Source organism: Psychroflexus montanilacus (assembly GCF_020164535.1).
Lineage (GTDB): Bacteria > Bacteroidota > Bacteroidia > Flavobacteriales > Flavobacteriaceae > Psychroflexus > Psychroflexus montanilacus.
Genome location: NZ_JAIQZC010000001.1, coordinates 568129 through 588045, shown reverse-complemented (window position 1 = coordinate 588045; position 19917 = coordinate 568129). Strand labels below are relative to the sequence as shown.

General features: G+C 34.7%; 15 protein-coding genes. 12 read left to right on the top strand and 3 right to left on the bottom strand.

Features of this window, described 5'->3' with window-relative positions:
* Positions 1-289 precede the first annotated feature (289 nt).
* The 3 genes from LB454_RS02765 to LB454_RS02755 all read left to right on the top strand — a co-directional run bounded on the left by LB454_RS02765 (position 290) and on the right by LB454_RS02755 (position 8517).
* Positions 290-5431 (top strand): beta strand repeat-containing protein, encoded by a 5142-nt coding sequence (locus tag LB454_RS02765; protein WP_224462901.1) that lies wholly within the window; start codon positions 290-292, stop codon positions 5429-5431.
* Positions 5432-5457: 26 nt separating this feature from the next.
* Positions 5458-6372 carry an outer membrane beta-barrel protein gene (locus tag LB454_RS02760; RefSeq protein ID WP_224462899.1) on the top strand — a complete coding sequence of 305 codons (915 nt, stop codon included), beginning with the start codon at positions 5458-5460 and terminating at the stop codon, positions 6370-6372.
* Between the two features lie 732 nt (positions 6373-7104).
* Positions 7105-8517: a hypothetical protein gene (locus tag LB454_RS02755; RefSeq protein ID WP_224462897.1), complete on the top strand. Its 1413-nt coding sequence runs from the start codon at positions 7105-7107 to the stop codon at positions 8515-8517.
* Between the two features lie 316 nt (positions 8518-8833).
* Here LB454_RS02755 and LB454_RS02750 read toward each other — a convergent pair whose 3' ends face one another.
* The 3 genes from LB454_RS02750 to LB454_RS02740 are packed head-to-tail and all read right to left on the bottom strand — an operon-like array spanning position 8834 to position 10306.
* On the bottom strand, positions 8834-9775 hold the full coding sequence (locus LB454_RS02750; RefSeq protein ID WP_224462895.1) for a HipA domain-containing protein: 942 nt from the start codon (positions 9773-9775) through the stop codon (positions 8834-8836).
* Positions 9765-10100, bottom strand: coding sequence for a HipA N-terminal domain-containing protein (locus tag LB454_RS02745; RefSeq protein WP_224462893.1), 336 nt, complete (start codon positions 10098-10100; stop codon positions 9765-9767). Before LB454_RS02745 ends, LB454_RS02750 begins: the two co-directional genes overlap by 11 nt.
* Entirely contained in the window at positions 10097-10306 is a 210-nt protein-coding gene (locus LB454_RS02740; RefSeq protein WP_224462891.1) for a type II toxin-antitoxin system Y4mF family antitoxin, read from the bottom strand. The genes LB454_RS02745 and LB454_RS02740 overlap by 4 nt, the downstream gene beginning before the upstream one ends.
* 667 nt (positions 10307-10973) lie before the next feature.
* On the opposite strand from LB454_RS02740, the gene LB454_RS02735 reads away from it, so the two are divergent.
* From LB454_RS02735 to LB454_RS02695, 9 genes are all read left to right on the top strand, one after another.
* Complete coding sequence (locus LB454_RS02735; protein ID WP_224462889.1) at positions 10974-14429, top strand: CheR family methyltransferase; 3456 nt, start codon at positions 10974-10976, stop codon at positions 14427-14429.
* 15 nt (positions 14430-14444) lie between these two features.
* On the top strand, positions 14445-14891 hold the full coding sequence (locus LB454_RS02730) for a response regulator (RefSeq protein WP_224462887.1): 447 nt from the start codon (positions 14445-14447) through the stop codon (positions 14889-14891).
* Complete coding sequence (locus tag LB454_RS02725; RefSeq protein ID WP_224462885.1) at positions 14881-15864, top strand: response regulator; 984 nt, start codon at positions 14881-14883, stop codon at positions 15862-15864. The genes LB454_RS02730 and LB454_RS02725 overlap by 11 nt, the downstream gene beginning before the upstream one ends.
* A gap of 366 nt (positions 15865-16230) precedes the next feature.
* Positions 16231-16791, top strand: a complete 561-nt coding sequence (locus tag LB454_RS02720; protein ID WP_224462873.1) for a helix-turn-helix domain-containing protein — start codon at positions 16231-16233, stop codon at positions 16789-16791.
* A gap of 321 nt (positions 16792-17112) precedes the next feature.
* Positions 17113-17409, top strand: a complete 297-nt coding sequence (locus LB454_RS02715; RefSeq protein WP_224462872.1) for a chaperone modulator CbpM — start codon at positions 17113-17115, stop codon at positions 17407-17409.
* Between the two features lie 229 nt (positions 17410-17638).
* Positions 17639-18169, top strand: coding sequence for a DUF421 domain-containing protein (locus tag LB454_RS02710; protein ID WP_224462871.1), 531 nt, complete (start codon positions 17639-17641; stop codon positions 18167-18169).
* 491 nt (positions 18170-18660) lie between these two features.
* A complete protein-coding gene (locus tag LB454_RS02705) occupies positions 18661-19251 on the top strand; it encodes a DUF4142 domain-containing protein (RefSeq protein ID WP_224462866.1) in 591 nt (196 codons plus the stop codon).
* A 6-nt stretch (positions 19252-19257) separates the two neighbouring features.
* On the top strand, positions 19258-19395 hold the full coding sequence (locus LB454_RS14095) for a lmo0937 family membrane protein (protein WP_262902755.1): 138 nt from the start codon (positions 19258-19260) through the stop codon (positions 19393-19395).
* A 34-nt stretch (positions 19396-19429) separates the two neighbouring features.
* Positions 19430-19879, top strand: coding sequence for a ferritin-like domain-containing protein (locus tag LB454_RS02695; protein WP_224462863.1), 450 nt, complete (start codon positions 19430-19432; stop codon positions 19877-19879).
* Positions 19880-19917 lie beyond the last annotated feature (38 nt).

Here is a 19917-nt window from a genome sequence, read left to right as displayed (position 1 = left end):
CTATAAGATTATCAGTCTTTAAATGTATGCTAACTTTAAACATGATCTCCTTTTAAGTCAGTTGCAATAATATCATAGATTTATGATTTTTAAGTAACTAAGGAATCTAATGAGAGAAAAATCCTGTTTGCAATGAAATTAGTTGATATCTGATTATTTTAATAATAAAGGTGTTTTCAAAATTATGTTTTGCTCTAATAAATTATATGGTTTTTAATGGCTGAAATAATTTTAAGTTTTATTTTTGTTAAATAATATAAAAATGTTAACAAATAAATTTTGATATGTCATGCATAAAATTACTGGTCTTTTAATAATCTTTTTTCTGTCAGTATCATCAGTACTTTCACAAACTTCTGAACCGCCCGATTTCCCTGGTTTTGGAACTGGTCCTTCAATCAACTTAACTACGGGCACAAATACTGTTAGTGGATCACTTGAAACTCCTAGTGATGGTCAAGACCGTTTTCAGGTAGTTGTTCCTTCTGGTTCGCAATTGGATAATGTTTCTTTTAATTATAATACAAATGGAGGAAGTACTGCAAATATGACTTTTAATTCATCGGTATTAGTAACTGATAGTGGTAATGTTTCAGGTACTCCTTATGGAGCAGGGACTTATACAGTTTTAATAAGTAGTGGCTTTGCTGTTGGTAATGCTTGGAATATGTCATTCACGGTTTCAGTTGTTTCAGGTAGTCCGAATACGCCCCCGGTTATAGGTGGTACAGTAGCAAATCAAACCGTTAATGATAATAGTACTATTTCTCCTTTTTCTTCTATTACGACTTCAGATGCGGATGGAGATAACATTTCTGCAACCATTACTTTAGATTCTAACGCTAAAGGTGTTTTGTCAGGTTTTGGTTTTAGTGGTTCAGGGCCTTATACGGTAAGTAGCAGGACGCCTGCTTCTCTACAAAATACACTAAGAAACATGAGTTTTAACCCTACTGATAATAGAAGTGCAACATCAGAAACAACTACGTTTAACCTTGTTATTAATGATGGTACAGATACGGACTCGGATAACTCAACTACAGTGATTTCCAATGCTGTAAGACCTTCTGTTAATAGCATCTCACTTTCTGGAAGTCCTCTAGGATCGGCACCTTCGATTTCTTTCCTAGTTACTTTTACTGAAAATGTAACTGGAGTAGATACAGCTGATTTTTCTTTGGATACAGAAGGGAGTGCTTCTGGTAATATTAGTAATGTAAGTGGCAATGGGAATACTAGGACTTTGACTGTGTCTTCCATCTCAGGCAATGGGACATTAAGTATTGACTTAAATTCCAGTGGTACTGGAATTATTGATGCAGGTGGAGCACCGATTTTAGGTGGTTTTACAGCTTCAGACTCTCATATTGTTGATGTACAACCACCAACAGTAACTTCAGTAGCAGTCCCAGCTAACGCTACATATATAGTTGGAGATGAGCTAGAGTTTACAATTAATTTTAATGAAACTGTAAACACAACTCAGACTCCACAACTCGCTATTGCCATTGGTTCAACTAATCGTCAAGCCCAATATGTAAGCGGTTCTGGATCAAGTGCTTTGATTTTTAGATACACGGTTCAATCTGGCGATTTAGATACTGATGGTATTGAAGTTGGAACCTTATCTACCAATGGAGGTTCTATTCAAGATAATGCAGGAAATGATGCTAATCTTACTTTAAATAGTATTGGAAACACCTCTGGAGTGTTAGTTGAAGCTGTGGTGCCTACAATTACAAATGTTGCTGTTCCTGCTGATGGAAGCTATTCAGAAGGTCAAAATATAGATTTTAATATCACTTTTAGTGAGGCTGTAGATATTTCGACTACAGGAGGGGTTCCTCAATTATCTATAAATATTGGCGGGGTTACAAGACAGGCTTCCTATATTATAGGAAGTGGAAACACAGTTGTAGGATTTAGATATGTGGTGCAAGATGGTGACACTGATACTGACGGCATTGATGTTGGTACACTTGTTACAAATGGAGGTTCTATTCAAGACGCAGTGGGTAATGATGCCAACCTTACTTTAAACAATGTAGGATCAACTTCTTCTGTACTTGTAGATACAACAAATCCGGTTATAACTTCAGTAACTGTTCCTGCAGATGGGACTTACGTTGATGGCCAGGATTTGAATTTCGAAATTAATTTTAATGAAAATGTAATATTAACAGGAGCTCCTCAACTTGACATTACTATTGGATCAACAACACGACAGGCAGTCTATAAGAGTGGGTCAGGTACTAGTTCTTTGGTATTTGGATATACAATTCAACCTGGTGAATCAGATTTAAATGGTATTGAAGTCGAAACATTGAATACTAATTTAGGAGGCATTCAGGATGCTGCTTCAAACAATGCGAATCTTATATTGAATAATATAGAATCTACAGCTAACGTATTGGTGGATTCTCGTATTGAACTTTCTATTACAGGTCTTTCAGGAAATGATAAACCTTACGACAGTACTACAAATGCGACAGTAAACGGAACTCCTACTTTGTCTGGTATTGTCTCTGGAGATGAGGTTAGCTTATCTGGCACCCCAGTTTATACTTTTGCTAACCCTAATGTGGGAATTGGTATAGAAATTACAACAACAGGTTTTAATTTATCTGGTGCTGATTCAGCAAAATATACACTTGTTCAGCCAACACTTTCAGCAGACATCACTGATGTTGAACTTTCAATCACTGGCCTTACTGGAGATGATAAGATCTATGATGGGACTTCCGAGGCTTCAGCTATTGGAACTGCTGTATTGTCGGGTGTAATTTCAGGAGATGAGGTTAACCTTTCTGGTACACCAATCTATACTTTTGTGAGTTCAGATGTCGGTACGAGCATTGAAATAACTTCACTAGGGTTTACGTTGTCAGGTGCAGATGCAGGGAATTACACACTAACACAGCCTATTTTATCAGCTGATATTCTTTCAGCTGAATTAAATATTACTGGTCTTTCTGGAGTTGATAAAACCTACGATGGTACAACCGATGCCACATCTAATGGAACCGCTACTTTATCTGGAACCGTTTTAGGGGATGACGTCAATCTTACAGGAACCCCAGCTTTTACATTTTTAAGCTCTGAAGTTGGAACTGAAATTGATATCATCACTACTGGCTTTAGTTTGGCTGGTACTGATATAGCAAACTATACGTTAGTACAGCCGATACTTTCTGCAGATATTACAGCTCTTGAATTAAGCATCGAGGGGATTAGTGGAAATAATAAATCTTATGATGGAACAACCGAAGCTTCTGTTAATGGAACCGCTACTTTGTTAGGGGTAGTTTCAGGAGATGATGTCACCATTTCAGGAACACCAGTATATACATTTACAAGCCCTAATGTGGGAACTGATATAGAAATAATAACAACAGGCTTTAGTCTATCTGGATCTGATTCAGCAAATTATACTCTTGTTCAGCCCTTACTTTCAGCAGACATCACTAATGTTGAGCTTTCCATCACTGGACTTACTGGTGATGACAAGATTTACGACGGGACTACCGATGCTTCTGCTAGTGGAACTGCGGTATTGTCGGGTGTGATTTCTGGAGATGATGTGAGTCTTACAGGAACGCCGGTATATACCTTTGCAACTTCGGATGTTGATACTGATATAGAGATTTCAACGACAGGCTTTGCTTTATCTGGAACTGATGCTGCCAATTATACCTTAATTCCACCAATGCTTTCAGCAAGTATTAGTCCAGCTGAATTGGTAGTAGTTGTCAATTCTGGTCAGACTAAGATTTTTGGAACAGAGGACCCAATATTTACCTTTACAAGCTCAGGCTTTGTGGTAGGTGAGGATGAAAGTCTTTTCACAGGTGAATTAACACGAGAGGCTGGAGAAGATGTCGGAAATTATGCTATTGAACCAGGAACTTTAGATGCTGGACAAAACTATACGTTGAGTTTTACATCAGCCGATTTCGAAATACTACCTGCTACACAAACGGGATTAGAATTTGCCGATAATACCTTCACTTATGATGGGGCGGTAAAGTCACTTGTTGTTGCAGGAGAGGCAGACGATGCGGTGGTGACTTATGAAAACAATGACCAAACTGAAGCAGGAAGCTATACGGTAGAAGCAACGGTAACTCGACCTAATTTTCTGGATGAAGTTCTTGAGGCAACTTTAACTATAGAAAAGGCAGAGGCGGTTATTACAGCTGATGCTACGCAGACGTTTACTTATGATGGAACATTTAAAAATGTTATAGCAAGTCTTAACCACAGTGAAACGAGCCTATCTTACTTACCACAACAAGGGTATACAGATGCTGGAACTTACTCTATCACTGTTGAAGCTGAAGAAACACCTAATTATTTATCAGCTACTGAATCCATAGAATTAATCATTAACAAAGCCTCTCAAAGCATTACTTTTGACGCCTTGGCTTCGCGTAGCTTAGAAGATGATACAGATTTTCAATTGGAAGCAACAGCATCGTCTGGACTTGAGGTGACTTATACCTATTCATTTACCTCTCAGGACCCAGCCGCTACAGTATCACCAAGTGGTTTTGTAGAATTGCAAACCTCTGGAGAGATTGTTATCACAGCTTCTCAGCTTGGCAATGATAATTATGAGCCAGCTACATCAATCGATCAACCTTTGATCATTACTAGCTCAAATGCTGATATCACAAGTATTACAATTGATGGACAAGTTTATAATAACCCAGGAGATGTAGTGTATTATTTAATAGATTGTAATAATGCCATACCATTTGTAGACGTCAACATTGTTGCAGGTGTAAATGCACAAATTAACACAGGAACAAATTTTAGTATTGATACTCCTGTTCCTGGTATTTATCGTCAGGAGGTTGTAGTGACTTCTCAAGATGAGACTCAAACCAGAACATATACAATTGAAATAGAAAAGGCTTTTGATTTTGATGCTATTGTAGTTCAGAAGTATAACAATACATTGGTGGTCAATAATAATACTGAGACTAATGGAGGGTATTCTTTCGTAAGTTATAAATGGTATAAAAACGGTGAGTTAGTCTCTGAAAGCCAAACGTTTTCAGAAGGGAATCTCTCTAGTGATCAATTAGATCCAAATGCTAACTATCAAGCAGTAATGGTTACTACCTCTGGTGATGAACTACGTACTTGTAATTCTCTGGTACAACTTTCAGAAAATCAAGGTTTGAGTCTTCATCAAAACCCTGTTAGACAAGGAGACCTACTTAAAGCTACAGCTCAATATTCAGAAGAGGAATTGGAAAATGCCACCTTCAAGATTTATGACTTAAACGGTAGAATGTTGTTATCCGTTCCTGCTACTGGAGTAGAGAATACCATACAGTTACCAAGTAATCTAGCTTCGGGACTTTACAAACTTATCCTTAGCACCGATCAGCGCCGTGAGTCAATCAGCTTTATTTGCCAATAAACTAAAAACCAATCCAAATATTTAAGATGTATACACTCCATAGTATGACAAATAGTACAACAAGAATTTATCAAAGTATAATAATCGTAGCTTTATTGTTTTTAGGAAGCATAACCACACAAGCACAGTCTGACAATAAACAGTCTGATGTACGCCTCTCTGTAGGTCCTCAATTGAATTTCGCAAAACTCAATCTGGAGTCTTCACAATTTAATTCTTCTTTTAAACAAGGAGGGGGCTTTACGGCTGGAATTTCAATGGCTCTCAATGAAAACTGGAGCCTTCATTCTGGAGCAGGGCTTAACTTTTATAAAGGTGAAAGTTCCATTAATACCTATTCAGGTATTGAACCTGCTACGGATATCTCTGGTGAAGACTTTGAGTTCCGATATACTGCTAACGGCTATGTAGAAGAACAGAGTTTTACCGCATTAAGTGTTCCTCTGGCAATACAATATGAAACTAAAGGCGTGTTAGGCTTCTACGCTAAGCTTGGACTGGAGGCTAATCTATTTTTTAGTGAAGAATCTCAATCTAGTGCTAACAGTTTAACGACTACTGGTTTTTTTCCGAGGTTTAATGCGGTATTGGATTCTCCTCGTTTTGCAGGGTTTGGTACTTATGATAATCAGAATTTCAACACTTCAGATCTTGATTTGAAAACGAGCTACAATGCTACAACTGAAATTGGCATCAAGCAAATGTATACCTCCGGCAATGCATTTTATGTCGGTGTGTATTATAAGTATGGAATCAATGACATCTCTGGTGATAGTAATTCTAATGGACCTGTATCCTTTGATTCTCAGAATCCGACTGATTTTCGGTCTACATCTGTTATAAATGCTGTGGACACTACTCAAAGTAACTCGGAAAGATTGACAAGTGAAGCTAGGCTGCATGTCTTTGGTGTGGCACTAAGGTTTGAGTTTAGTCTTTAGTAAATAGTGGTTTTAAGTTATAAGCGAACTCATAGCGTAGTTCGCTTTTTTATTTTCAGCAGTTGTAGATTCATTAAGAAAATTAATATTCAAATTAGTATATCTCACTTAACTTTATTTCGGTAAAGTGATTCAATTAAGAAGTTTTTGACCAAGCTTTCTAGTGTTAATTTCTATTCGATTTTTATATTAAAGAAATAACTAACCAATTAAATTAGTTTACACATTTAAACTTAACCGATACTGATTTTTCTATCTCATTATCTCATTTTTATCTTAAGCTCAACACTTTTCCTTGAATTCCAGCAAGACTCCGTGTTAGGAGAAGAGTTTTACTATTGCTCTTTGAACTATCCATTGTTTTAATTTTTACATGTCGCTAAACCCAACCGTCCCAAATCTTTTTAATCTTCCTTCCTTAAAATCGGATTATTCATCAAAAAGAATTTGTAAGTAGAAAGCATATTAGATTAAGTAAAGGGGGGAGGAGTGGACATCTACTTTTTTAATTAATTAGTTTAGACTTTCCCGTAGCGTGTTTTTTTTAAAACCGAATTATATCTATTAAGATAATTATAAGATTTGTTTTATTATTCATTATTTTATTCTAATATTGCATTTAATTGCTATTCTGGTAAAAGCCTTTGCATTCTTGAATTTGGATCAGATCTTCTATTATCGAAAAATAAGGGTCTTTTAAAAATCATTTACATTAAAAAACAAACAGATTATATGGAAAAGAATTTTCTCTTGGCGTTAATGATGTTATTGGGTTCTACAGTTTGTAATGCGCAGGTCGGGATCGGTACTGAAAGTCCACATTCTTCTTCACTATTGGACATTGAGTCAATAAATAAAGGAATACTCATACCTCGAATGACTACTGTAGAGAGAGATGCTATAGAAACTCCTGCTGAAGGTTTACAAATCTATAATATAACTAATAATTCCACAGATGTATTTAGTAGTGGTTCATGGAAATCCTACTTATTTTCTAGAGAATCTAATATCGTCTACGTGAATTCTCTTTCAGACTTACCAGCACCAAATGGAAGTACTATTACATTAGACGAAACCAAAATGTATGTCTTTTCTGGCTTTGTTGATATAAGTCCTAATCAACTTTTAATTAATGGCGCAGGACTTAGAGGAACAGATCCCCAAAAAGATATCATCGCTTCTAACATCTCTGGAGCTGTCTTAAAAAGTGAAAATAAAGATGTATACATCAAAGAGCTAGCTGTTGCTCCAACAAGTAGCTCTACTCAGGCTTACGATTTTACAGGGGAGTCTTCCAATTTTTGCAATATTTTCTCTGGATGTTCAGTTGTTGAAATCATGGGGCCTTCATTGGGGGTTGGAAATATTTCTGGTTTTAAAGCCATAACGATTATTCAAAATTACTGGAAAGTTACGGATGGAGTAAAAATAGGAGGGACTGTCGGAAAATTTACATCAGACCTCAATAACATTGTGGGCATATCTGCTGGGTCTGGCATAGAATTTTTATCTAATGCGATCATTGATGACGTAGATATATCTAATAACTATTTTGTATATCCTGGACAAACTGGGATTAAGGTAAATACAAATGCTTCAATTGATAGAGGAAGATTATCGACTAATCTGTTTAGAGGTGTCACCAACCCTTTAGATGGTATAGACTCGTACTCATTCGGCTGGAGCATGAGACAAAACACTAATATACCCGACTCCAGGGCTTTTAGCTATATTTTTTTTAACACCAACACACAAACTACAGCTATTCCATCTCAGGATACTTTTGTAAAAATAGCTGGAACGACAGAAGTTATAAAGCAGCAAAGGTTTACTTCGACAGTAAACAACAGGATGACTTATCATGGAGAAGAATTAATCACAGCCAAGGTGTTTGTAGTGATTAGTGCGATTGCACCCAAAAACAATTCTAATTATTCTATTACCATTTCCAAAAATGGACTTACTCCACCTGCTACAGCACCAATTGCATCAGCAACAGGCTTGTCTAATAATCAATCCTTTCAAATTACTTTAAATACTGAAATTGATATGGAGTCTGGAGACTATATCGAAGTTTTCATCAGGTCCAACGACGGCTCAGATGATATCACTGTCAATGAAATGCAGTTTAGTGCAACTGATTAAAGTTAACGGTCTGCTAATAATTGTTTCTTCCTACTAAACTTCTCAGTCTATGACAGCAAGTTTCATTCTGAGCTAGCAAGTATTTCGAAAGCTGCTTTAGGAGTTTTACTTTTAAAAATGAACGCTTAACTATCAGCTACTATACACTCTGTGAGTCTTGTTCTTTTTCACCCTTATGAGGACTCTAATGCGAATAGCATTTTAGAAATAAGAGAGGTTGTTGAATTAGAGGTGGAGTTGAATGCAAATTCAGTGTTTTTAAACAAAATGACGTTGTAAAATCATACCATAAATATTGCTTCAGTTGAGCCTAGTTTTATAAATCCAAGGATTGATACCTGCTATTAAGTAAGTTGATATAAGCCGTTTTCATATTGTCTGAAAGAAAAGATTGCTGAATCCACTCCATGGCCTTTGGTTTATTTCTTTTCATTCGATTGAAGCTCGCTTTGATTTGTTTGGGTGTCAGTTCCATACCTTTGGCTAGTTTTTCAAAATGGTCCCGCTTTAATTTCTTTTTCTTCCCCGTTATGGTTAAGGCAAGTTCTTCAGTATCGTCTGGTAGTACTATGGAAACATTCAAAAGATCATAAGCTGGAGATAACTTCCAACCCGTCTGACTTTCAATCATGGAGAAATTCTTTAAATGCATGTCATTATTTCCCGTAAGAAAGGAGAAAAGGGCTAAATCGAAATAAAAAGTCTTGTCCAGCAAAGTGTTACTGGAATACTTGTCCAGGGCATTTCCGATTTTTTCCATAGACCCTTTGTACTTATCAAATGCTTCTGTGATTTGAAACATATCGATCATATGTATCTTTTCACCATTTTCAGTGCGGTCTATTCGTTTTGTGATGTAAGACAATTCTCCTGACGATAGCCTTATAAGCGATGAGGGAACAACCCTGATTCCCAATGCTTCTGCTATACGCATGGTGACATGTTCGTTTTCTGGCATTTCAGGAAATCGCTCAGAAGGTGGTTTGAAGATATATTGACCACCAAGGGCGCCAACAACGGTTAAGCGTGTATTGGAATCTTCTTTAGGCTCATCAACTAATGACAAAGATAGTTTGGGTTGAACTCCTGGAACCGCAATGCTTCGTTCTAAAACATTTTTGGCAAGCTCATCCATTTGGTTAAGAGAATACTCTATGTCAGGTGGTGTTTTGGAACCAAAAAACTGAAGTGAGCAATCCTCATGATAGTCATGTCCTTCTTCAATAGCTTTATAACAATACAAACACTTATTTTTCATCTTCTTCTGTAATGGGTTCTACACTAACGGCACCGATGCAGTTTTGACAGCAAGCCAATAACAATCCCATTCTGTCATTTTTATTGATTTTCCAGTTTGTTGAAGCAATATCCAGTAACCAGCCTTCTGGAATTAAGCCTTCAAAAAAAGGAAAGAGACGTTTTTCTGTATAAGCTACATGTTGAACAGGCATAGTGAAGGTGATAAACGCCTTAGGATGATTTTTTACATAATTACCGTCATATTGAAACACATAGTCCCCATCATTGGTTTCTATAATGATTCCAGCAAAATGGGTTTTGTAAAATACTTTTCCTTGTCTCATTGATGCATTACTTTACTATTAACTGGTGCTAATTCATGTCCGAACATTCTAAGAACCAGATTGACCTTTTCCATATTGAGATTGGTTTTACCCTGTTCAATTTTGCGAACAACCGTCAATGCAACTCCTGCACGATCGGCAAATTCTTCCTGTGTAAGATTAACTTGCTTTCTTCGCTCTTTTACAAAATCAGCTAATTGATTCATTATATGCTTTTAAATATAATTATGATCAAATATATGAAATTATATGTAAATAGATATAAAATATGGATTATGCTTTTAAATGTATGCTAAAGCATATAATTAAGTTTTCTAGATGATGCAAGTGTACGGCTTAATCTTACATTAATTAACTCTGAACTTCTTTTAAAAGAGATTTCATACTTTCTTTTTTTAATTTATTACAGTGCATTCAAGTTAGCTTAAACAAAAGCTTTTAAGATATGCAAACTGAAAATGAAACTTAGATAGGCTTAAGACGAAGGCTCTAAGCAGATCACTCAAATTTTTATTGATCATCGGAAACAAGCTAATGACTCAAATCTGATGATGTGTTTTCAAAACAGATTCAAAAAAGGGACTTACTATCAACATGTAAGTTAAATCTTTGTATAATGAACTTAAGTTGTTGTAATTTACAAAATGAAGCTTTCCTGTTTTTAGTTCGGTCAATTTAGCCAGCAATGTTTCAATTTTTATATAGCAAAAAAATAAAAATTAATTCAAAAGTCTTTTAGAAATAATTTACATATGTTTATGATATTCTAATAGGCATAAATTTCTACGCCTTCGTGTTTAAGGCTATATCAGACACAACTAAACAAGACGATGATGAAATTTGATTTAAAAATCATAAGCCAATTAAAAGTATATGAAAGAGACTATGTCTAAAAAGCTGACTTACAAGGACGAGAAAAGCTTAAGGCCTAATTTTCCTATTATAGCTATAGGCTCTTCTGCTGGAGGTCTAGAGGCTATGACGGAGTTATTAACTAACCTGTCTCCTGACACAGGGATGGCTTTTATTTATGTCCAACATCTCAGTGCTGATCACAAAAGTAATTTGACTGAAATCTTGTCTAAGAAGACAAAAATGAAAGTCAAGGAAATTCAGGATTTGGATGAGATTTATCCTAACCAGGTCTTCATTATTCCTTCAGATAAAGGCATTGAAGTTAGCGATGAGCATATAAATCTGACCCCACGTTCCAAAAATAACAGTGCCGTCTCTATTGATAATTTGTTTTCAACATTGGCTCATGCCCAAAAAGAGAGAGTTATAGGGATTGTGCTTTCTGGTAGTGCTGATGATGGTACGCTTGGTATAAAAAAAATTAAAGAGGAGGGAGGGCTGACATTTGCACAAGATAGCTCTGCAAAATTTACAAGTATGCCAAAGTCTGCCATAGAAACAGGAATGGTTGATTTTATTTTGTCTCCAAAGGAAATAGCCAGCGAATTAATGCGTCTGAGTCAGCATCCCCTAATCGATAGCACTGGCAGTGAGTCTGGTAACAACATGTTTGATCATGCAAAGGTCGAGAAAAATAGTCCAGAGCTAAAAACTATTATTGATAAGTTGGAGACTCGTAAAGGGGTTGACTTTAGTATTTATAAATTAAGCACCATCGTTAGACGTATTTACAGGCGGATGCTTGTTAATAAATCTAGATCTCTCAAAGATTATTCTGACTTAATTTTAACTAAAGAAGCAGAGATCGATATTTTATTCAAAGATTTATTGATTAATGTAACGAGTTTTTTTAGAGAACCTGAAACCTATGATTATCTAGAATCTCATCTCTTTCCTAAACTTCTTAACCAGAAAAAAAACAATGATCCGCTTCGCGTATGGGTGCCCGCTTGTTCTACAGGTGAAGAAGCATATTCCATTGCCATGATCTTGTCTGAGGTATTAGAAAAACAAGCTTCCAACCAGTCTATCCAGATTTTTGCTACAGATTTAAGTAAATCTTCAATTACAAAGGCTCGAATTGGGATTTACACCAAAGAAGAACTTAGAAACGTTTCTGGTAAACGTATAAAGCGATATTTCTCAAGCTCAGACGGTAACTACAGAGTTAATAAAGAGATAAGAGCAATGTGTGTGTTTGCTTATCACAATATTTTACGAGATCCCCCTTTTTCAAGGCTTGATTTTGTAAGTTGTTGTAATTTGTTTATCTACTTTGATACCCTTGCCCAAAAAAAAGCAGTTAATATTTTTCATTATGCACTAAATGATAATGGATTTCTAAAGCTAGGTAAATCAGAAAGTATAAGCCATTCCATTAACTTTTTTGGAGATTATAGTAAGGAGCAAAAAATTTATATCCGTAAACCGGGGACTGAAGCAAGACGACTGCCTGAACTTATCCCAAGTTTTGAGCATCAACGCTTAAAGGTAGGAGATACAGTAGAGCCGAATAAAAATCAGACAAAAAGTAATATTTCAGTTGATGATAAAGGCCTTGAAACCGCTATTGATAGGTTGCTCATCGCCGATTTTATGCCTCCAAGTGTAGTGATCAACCATCAAATGGAGATCATACAATTCCGTGGTAATACCGATTTATTTCTTTCACATCCTAAAGGTAAAGCGACTTTCAATATTTTAAGAATGGCTCGGCCGGAAATTGCATTCGAACTAAGAACTGCTATACCCAAAACTATACGTTCTCAAGAACACACACGTAAACGTGGAATTGAAATGACTACAGGTTCTGTGATCAATGTTATTAGTCTTGAAATTATTCCACTTGAAGTGGAACGAGATGAACCTTTACTGCTCATTCTGTTTAATAAAGAAGGTCAATTAAAAACTTATGCTCAGGAATCTGGAGATGGGGAAGAAAACTCATCGCCCAAAGACCGAAGGATTAAAAAATTAGAACAAGAACTTACTTTAGCCAAAGCAGATGCGCTTTCTTCTATTGAAGAACAAGAGACGTTTACACAGAAATTGCAGAGTGCTCATGAAGAGGTACTGTCTACCAACGAGGAACTGCAGACGGTTAACGAAGAGTTGGAAACCTCTAAGGAGGAACTGGAATCCTCCAATGAAGAGCTTACCATTACTATACAAGAATTGCAAAGCCAAAACGAGCTCCTAAACGAATCCTATGAATTTTCAAAGGCTGTTGTAAACACTATGCACGACCCTCTGCTTATTTTAAGTAATGATTTACGTATAAAATCTGCAAATGATGCTTTTTATAAAAAGTTCACTACTGCCAAAAGCGAAACTGAAGGAGAACTTTTATTCAACTTAGAAAATAAACAGTGGGATATACCAGCACTTAGAAAACTTTTAGAAAATACTATTCCAAAAGATACTCAATCGTTCAATTATGAAGTCAAACAAACATTTTTGGATTTGGGAGAACGGACCATGTCACTCAATGCTAGGCGTATTGTTCAAAAATCACATAGAGAACACTTAATTCTACTTGTTATATCGGATATCACTGAAGTGAGGCAATTACTTGTAGAAAAAGAGCTAAGAGAAACAGAGTTACTCAACAAAGAATTGAACACACGTAAGGAAGAAAAACAGAAGTTAGAAAAAGCTGTTGAAGAAAGAACCCAACAACTCAAAGAGGCGAATATCTCCCTTGAAGATAATAACACAGCCTTGGAAAATATGAATGCAGAATTGGAAGCCTTTGCTTATGTAGCTTCTCACGATTTGCAGGAACCATTAAGGATGGTAAAAAGTTATATGGACCAATTGGTGAGAAAATACGGCGACCAATTGGATGAAAAAGCTCATAAATATATTTATTACGCTGCAGATGGTGCCGAACGAATGAAGCGTATCATCCTTGATTTACTTCAGTATTCCAGAGCCTCCAATCCTACAGAGGAAGTGGAAGAAGTTGACATCAATGAGATAGTTGGTGAGTTCAAACAGTTGAGAAGGAGGCTTATTAGTGAAAAGAAAGCGACTATCAATTCTGATTCACTTCCGCAAATCATTACCCAAAAGGCTTTTGTAAGACAAATATTTCATGCGTTATTGGATAATGCACTTGTGTACACCAAGGCATCTGTTCCGCCTGTAGTCGACATCTCAGTTTTCAAAAAAGAAACCGAATGGGAGTTTCAAATTAAAGATAATGGTATTGGCATTGACCCTAAGTTTCACGATAAAATTTTTATGATTTTTCAAAGACTTCACAACAAAGAACAGTTTGTTGGAACAGGTATCGGCTTGTCGATTGCCAAAAAATTAATAGAAGCTTTAGGAGGAAAGATTTGGCTAACTTCTGATAAAGATGAAGGTTCAATATTTTGTTTCACATTTCCAATAAAAGAATCAGTCTAAGCAAAACGGGGAAATATGAAATTACCAGAAGTTTTATTAGTTGAAGATAATGATGGAGATATTTACCTAATACTTGAAGTACTTTCAGAAAACAAAATTGAAGCACAAATGCGGTTGGTGAAGAATGGACTAGAGGCTCTGGATTATTTGTTTTGCAAGGGCAAATTTGAAAGTGCTTCTAAACCAGATTTAATATTGTTGGACATGAATATTCCTGTGTATAGTGGTCTTGAAGTTCTCTCTGAGATTAAGGAAAGCGATGAACTTAAGAACATACCTGTGGTCATGTTTTCTACTTCAGAATACCATGAAGATATTAAAAAAGCCTATCAAAGGCATTGTAATAGTTACATTGTAAAACCCAGCCAAGTAGAAATATTTCAAGATTTAATCTTAAAAACCTTAGACTACTGGCTTCAATTGTCAACCCTTTCAACTTTAAATAAAGCTGATGAATATTAAAACTGATAAATGTAATTCTGTTTTAGTCATAGAAGATAACCAGAGTGATTTCTTTCTTCTGGAAGACTTTTTGATTGAAAAGTATCACAATATTAAGATTACTCATTCTGATGATTTTCAGGGTGCGGCTGATTTTTTGACGTGCAATACATTTGCCTTAGTCTTACTTGATTTACATCTACCAGATTTAAGTGGGCTTGAGTTGATAAAAAAAGTTTTACATCATAGTTCAAAGACTCCAGTCATTATTCTTACTGGCTACTCGGATATTAATTTAGCACAAAAGAGTTTAAAATTAGGAGTGTTTGACTTTCTGGTAAAAGACGAAATCAACCCTACACTCTTGCATAAAAGTATCGAATTTGCCTTAAGCCGAAGAAGCTATATTGAGCAAATAGAACAGGAAATACATAATTATGAGCGATTGTTCAATTTTAGCCCGCAGCCAACCTGGCTTTTGGATCTCAACAGCTTAAGAATTATTAATGCGAATTTTTCAGCTACTTCACATTACGGTTATTCTTTGGCTAAGTTTAAAAAAATGTCATTCTTGGATTTACATCCGAAATGCGAGAAAGAGATTGTTGAAAAGAAAATGAAAGCTAATGTAAAAGATAAAAGGAATTACGATTACACACATGTGCTTCAAGACGGAGAACACATTGATGTTAAGATTTATTGTGGTGAGGTCAAAAAGATATCTCAGGGAGATGTCATTATTGTCCAAACTAATGATATCACTGAAACCCTAAAATATATTGAGACAATCGAATTGCAAAACGAGAAGTTAAAAAGTATAGCATGGACTCAGTCACACGAGGTAAGAGCGCCATTAGCAAAGATCTTGGGCATTATCGACTTGATAAATTATCAAAATGAAACAGATCCAGAAACTCAATTCTTACTGGAACAATTAAAAGCCTCTTCGTGTGATCTTGATCAAATGATAAAAAAAATTGTCAATAAGATTTGAGAGTCCTAAGATGTAAAGCTTTGGTTGAGATTTTCGATAAGATGAAAATCTAATATTTGATTTTTTTTTTTTAAAATTTTCATTTTTCTTTTGTAATATGTGTTTAAGTCATTTATTATCAATATATTATAAGGTAATAGAGTTTGATTAGATTTTCAAGATAACTTGTTTAATTGACCCTGTTGCCTTGGTATATAGCATTAAATACAGAGGGCTTCAATTTTTTAATCATTAGTAATAAGTTGAATAAGGTTTGTTTAGGTAAGTCTCCAAATACAAGAGTTTGAAAACGGGATAATTCATCGCTTACAGAATAGAATTCTTACTTGAATCGGGTCTCAGGCGTATTATTTTTAAAGGCATTATATGAAAATATTCATCCAAAATATGGTTAGCCGAAGATGTAAGATGATGGTACAATCCAAATTGGAAAAGTTAGGCATTGATTTCAAATCTATAGAACTTGGTGAGGTGGATTTAGTAGAGCCTCTCTCAACAGCATTGAGAAGCAGACTTAAAACTGAATTACACAAGTCTGGCCTGGAGTTGATGGAAGACAAAAAAGCTATATTGATTGAAAGTATCATCAACGTCATAGTAGAATTAGTCCATTATTCAGACGACTTGCCTATAAAGAAATTCTCAGAGTTTCTTCAGGATAAATTGCAACAGGACTATCACAAAATGGCCGAAATCTTTTGTAAAACAAAAGGGACTACTTTAGAGCACTTTATCATACTTCACAAAGTGGAAAGAATAAAGGAATTGATTACTTACGAAGAACTTAACCTGACTGAAATTTCTTACCAACTAAATTATTCAAGTGTTGCTCATCTCTCTAAACAATTTAAGCAAGTTACAGGACTGACGCCTTCATTTTTTAAATCACTCACTAAAAGAGAACGCAACAACTTGGAAGACCTATAAAAAAGCTCGCTTTCTAATTGTATAAGTATTAGCTATAATTATATAAGCACAGTGTTAAAAATAAAATTAAACTTCACGTCATTAATTTAGTAAAATCTTTGATCACTTTTTTTATGAAAAATGAAATCATATGAAAGAGCTGATCATGATAAACAAATTGAAGCGACCATTTCTTTATAAGTGATAGTTATTAAGTTTTCTAAGAATTCCAGGCTAACCTAAGACAAGTAGAGTATAGAAATCTACACGTTAATTAAATTATCAAAAATCTATACCTTTTAAACAAGAAATTAATAACATAATTACAATAAATCAGATATGATGGAAACAACTAATTTGGTGCTTATTAATCGCTTTTGTTCTAATTGTGACTTAGAATATTCCTTTATTAACTCCCTACGTGAATGTGGACTAATCGATATCATCGTTATAGATGATAAAAAATACATTTTGGACAAACATTTTAAAAAAATTGTTCAAGCCATATATTTTCACTTTGAATTAAATATCAATATAGAAGGTATTGATGTGATTCACAACTTACTTGACCAAATCAATAATTTACAGGATGAATTGAAGACCACAAAAAATAAATTGGACTTTTATGAATTTGGGTGAGTAGATAATAGAGTTTGGAACTAAAGTGTAAAGATTGAGCATTTTCTGTTAAACCAATACAGCCATGCCAGTTAGAGACTATTTACTGTCATCAAGTTTGTTTGTGTAAAGTACAACTGAATAATATCTAATCTATCGATTTTTAAAACACATCATAAAAGTAGATCTTAATAATACAAAAACACACAAAGAATTTATTGACAATAACTGATTATAAATTAAACTAATTATGGATTGGATATATAGTAATGACGACCCTCTCGTAAAGACGTTGATAGGATGTGTCGTTATATTCTTAGTCATTATTATTTTAACTAGACTAATCGGTCTTAGAACCTTTGCAAAATTTACGGCCTATGATTTTGCTTTCACTGTAGCTGTAGGTAGCATCATTTCTTCTTCACTCACATCTAATACATCTTTAGTTCATGCTACAGTAGCCATCACTGGGCTTTTGATTGTTAAATATGTCGTTTCTACATTGCAACGAAAATATTGGCATTTGAATGATTTAATTTCTAACTCACCACTTCTTCTTATGGAAGGAAAAACAATCTTCTATGACAATTTGAAACACGGTCGAATTCAAGAGGAGCAACTAGTTGCAAAATTAAGAGAAGCCAATGTTCTTAACTACGATCAAGTCTTTGCTGTCGTTCTTGAAACCACTGGCGATATCTCTGTCTTACATAAATCTAACAGCAATAGCGAGGAGATATTTGATGCCAAATTACTCGCTGGTGTAAGAAGAATACCATGAATAATACCCTTAATTTATCTCCATTATTTAAATGCGCTTTAACCTAACTCAATGTTCAGAAAAATTATAGTTGAATGTAGTCTTCTCATATGGCTTTTTCTTTGATCAGTGGTTTGGACTTAATCTGTTTTAAGTAAAATCCGTGGTAAACTATCTATTTGAGAATACGGCGTGCATCCAGGTACTAATCATTAAACAGAGATTGGTTTAATTTAGTTAATACCTCTTTATTGCTAAATATTCACTTTTAATGTTAAATAATTGATTTATAAAAATAGATTCGTATTTAATTGTATAAATAATGATGATTATTATGTAAATCGTTAGATAATGATATCTCTATCTTTGATTAAAGTTTGAAGTTACTAGCTATTTTTTGACCTTAAAAGAAATTGATAATTGTAAAAACTTCATGAACCTGATCTATCTCTAAAACTCAATTTAAGATTGATTCAAGAATTAAATACTAGTGAATAATTAAATTAAACAAAATGAAAAAAAAGAACTTTTTAAGGGAGCTCTTAGTTTCGGTGAGTATAATTGCGATAATTCTAATCGTCTCATGCGATTTTTCTAAAACATCTCCAGATAGTAAAAAAGTTGCTCAAGAACGCAACGATGAAAAATTTGAAGAAGAGCAACAGGAAAAAGACGCTGATTTTCTTGTGAATGCTTCCGAAATTAATTTAGAAGAAATTCAATTAGGACGTTTGGCTCAAAATAAAGGAACATCCTATGATGTGCGGCAATTAGGAAAATTAACGGAAGAAGCTCACACTAAATCTCAGGATGATTTGAAAGTGCTAGCCAAGAGTAAAATGATAATCATCCCAAACTCATTGACTAGTGATACCAGAACTCATTATAAGAATTTAGAAGAAAAAACTGGGAAGAACTTTGATGAAGCTTATCTCGATAGGGTGGTGAAAAAGCATAAAGACGCGATCGGAACTTTTAAAAACGCATCAGAAGATAGTCATGATATTGATATTAAAAATTGGGCGAAAAATTCCTTACCGGATTGGCAAGAGCATCATAAGCATTCAGTTAAAGTGCAAAAAAAACATTATAAAACATCATGAAGAATATTGTATATAATCGCAGTAATTCTTATCATATTTTGGGTATTTGGTTTTTTTGTCTACAGTGCAGGAGCTATTATACATTTACTTCTAGTAATAGCAGCAATAGTTGTCTTGATAAAAATTATCCCTAGAAATAAATAAATCAAAAAGGAAATAACATTTAAATACAAATAAAATGGAAAACAAGAACACTATCGAAGTATTAAACAGACTCGTCACTATCAATAACGATAGAATTGAGGGCTATAAAAAGGCAGCAGAAGAAACAAAAGATACAGAATTTGAAACTCTATTCTCACGTTTTATTTCTAATAGTCAAAATGCTAAACGAGATTTAGTCGTTGAAGTAAAAAAACTAGGAGGAGAAGAAGCAGAGGGAACTAAAGCCTCTGGGAAGTTTTTTCGAGCTTGGATGGATGTGAAATCTGCACTTACAGGTAAAGATCGTGAAGCCATACTGGGCTCCTGTGAGCATGGTGAAAATCAGGCACTAGATGCTTATAATGATGTTTTAAATAATGATATAAATCATTTAAGTGATCAACAACATAGCATAGTCTCGGGACAAAAACAATTGCTAATGTCTGATCGAGATGATATTGTGACTTTAAAAAAAGCAATTTAGTTTAAGTCAATTGTTGGCTGTAAATCAAACTTCTCCAA

Coding starts and splice junctions, on each gene's coding strand:
- LB454_RS02755 (WP_224462897.1), top strand. CDS start 7,105: ATGGAAAAGAATTTTCTCTTGGCGTTAATGATGTTATTGGGTTCTACA.
- LB454_RS02725 (WP_224462885.1), top strand. CDS start 14,881: ATGAATATTAAAACTGATAAATGTAATTCTGTTTTAGTCATAGAAGAT.
- LB454_RS02750 (WP_224462895.1), bottom strand. CDS start 9,775: ATGAAAAATAAGTGTTTGTATTGTTATAAAGCTATTGAAGAAGGACAT.
- LB454_RS02715 (WP_224462872.1), top strand. CDS start 17,113: ATGGAAACAACTAATTTGGTGCTTATTAATCGCTTTTGTTCTAATTGT.
- LB454_RS02760 (WP_224462899.1), top strand. CDS start 5,458: ATGTATACACTCCATAGTATGACAAATAGTACAACAAGAATTTATCAA.
- LB454_RS02720 (WP_224462873.1), top strand. CDS start 16,231: ATGAAAATATTCATCCAAAATATGGTTAGCCGAAGATGTAAGATGATG.
- LB454_RS02740 (WP_224462891.1), bottom strand. CDS start 10,306: ATGAATCAATTAGCTGATTTTGTAAAAGAGCGAAGAAAGCAAGTTAAT.
- LB454_RS02765 (WP_224462901.1), top strand. CDS start 290: ATGCATAAAATTACTGGTCTTTTAATAATCTTTTTTCTGTCAGTATCA.
- LB454_RS02730 (WP_224462887.1), top strand. CDS start 14,445: ATGAAATTACCAGAAGTTTTATTAGTTGAAGATAATGATGGAGATATT.
- LB454_RS02705 (WP_224462866.1), top strand. CDS start 18,661: ATGAAAAAAAAGAACTTTTTAAGGGAGCTCTTAGTTTCGGTGAGTATA.
- LB454_RS02710 (WP_224462871.1), top strand. CDS start 17,639: ATGGATTGGATATATAGTAATGACGACCCTCTCGTAAAGACGTTGATA.
- LB454_RS02735 (WP_224462889.1), top strand. CDS start 10,974: ATGAAAGAGACTATGTCTAAAAAGCTGACTTACAAGGACGAGAAAAGC.
- LB454_RS02695 (WP_224462863.1), top strand. CDS start 19,430: ATGGAAAACAAGAACACTATCGAAGTATTAAACAGACTCGTCACTATC.
- LB454_RS02745 (WP_224462893.1), bottom strand. CDS start 10,100: ATGAGACAAGGAAAAGTATTTTACAAAACCCATTTTGCTGGAATCATT.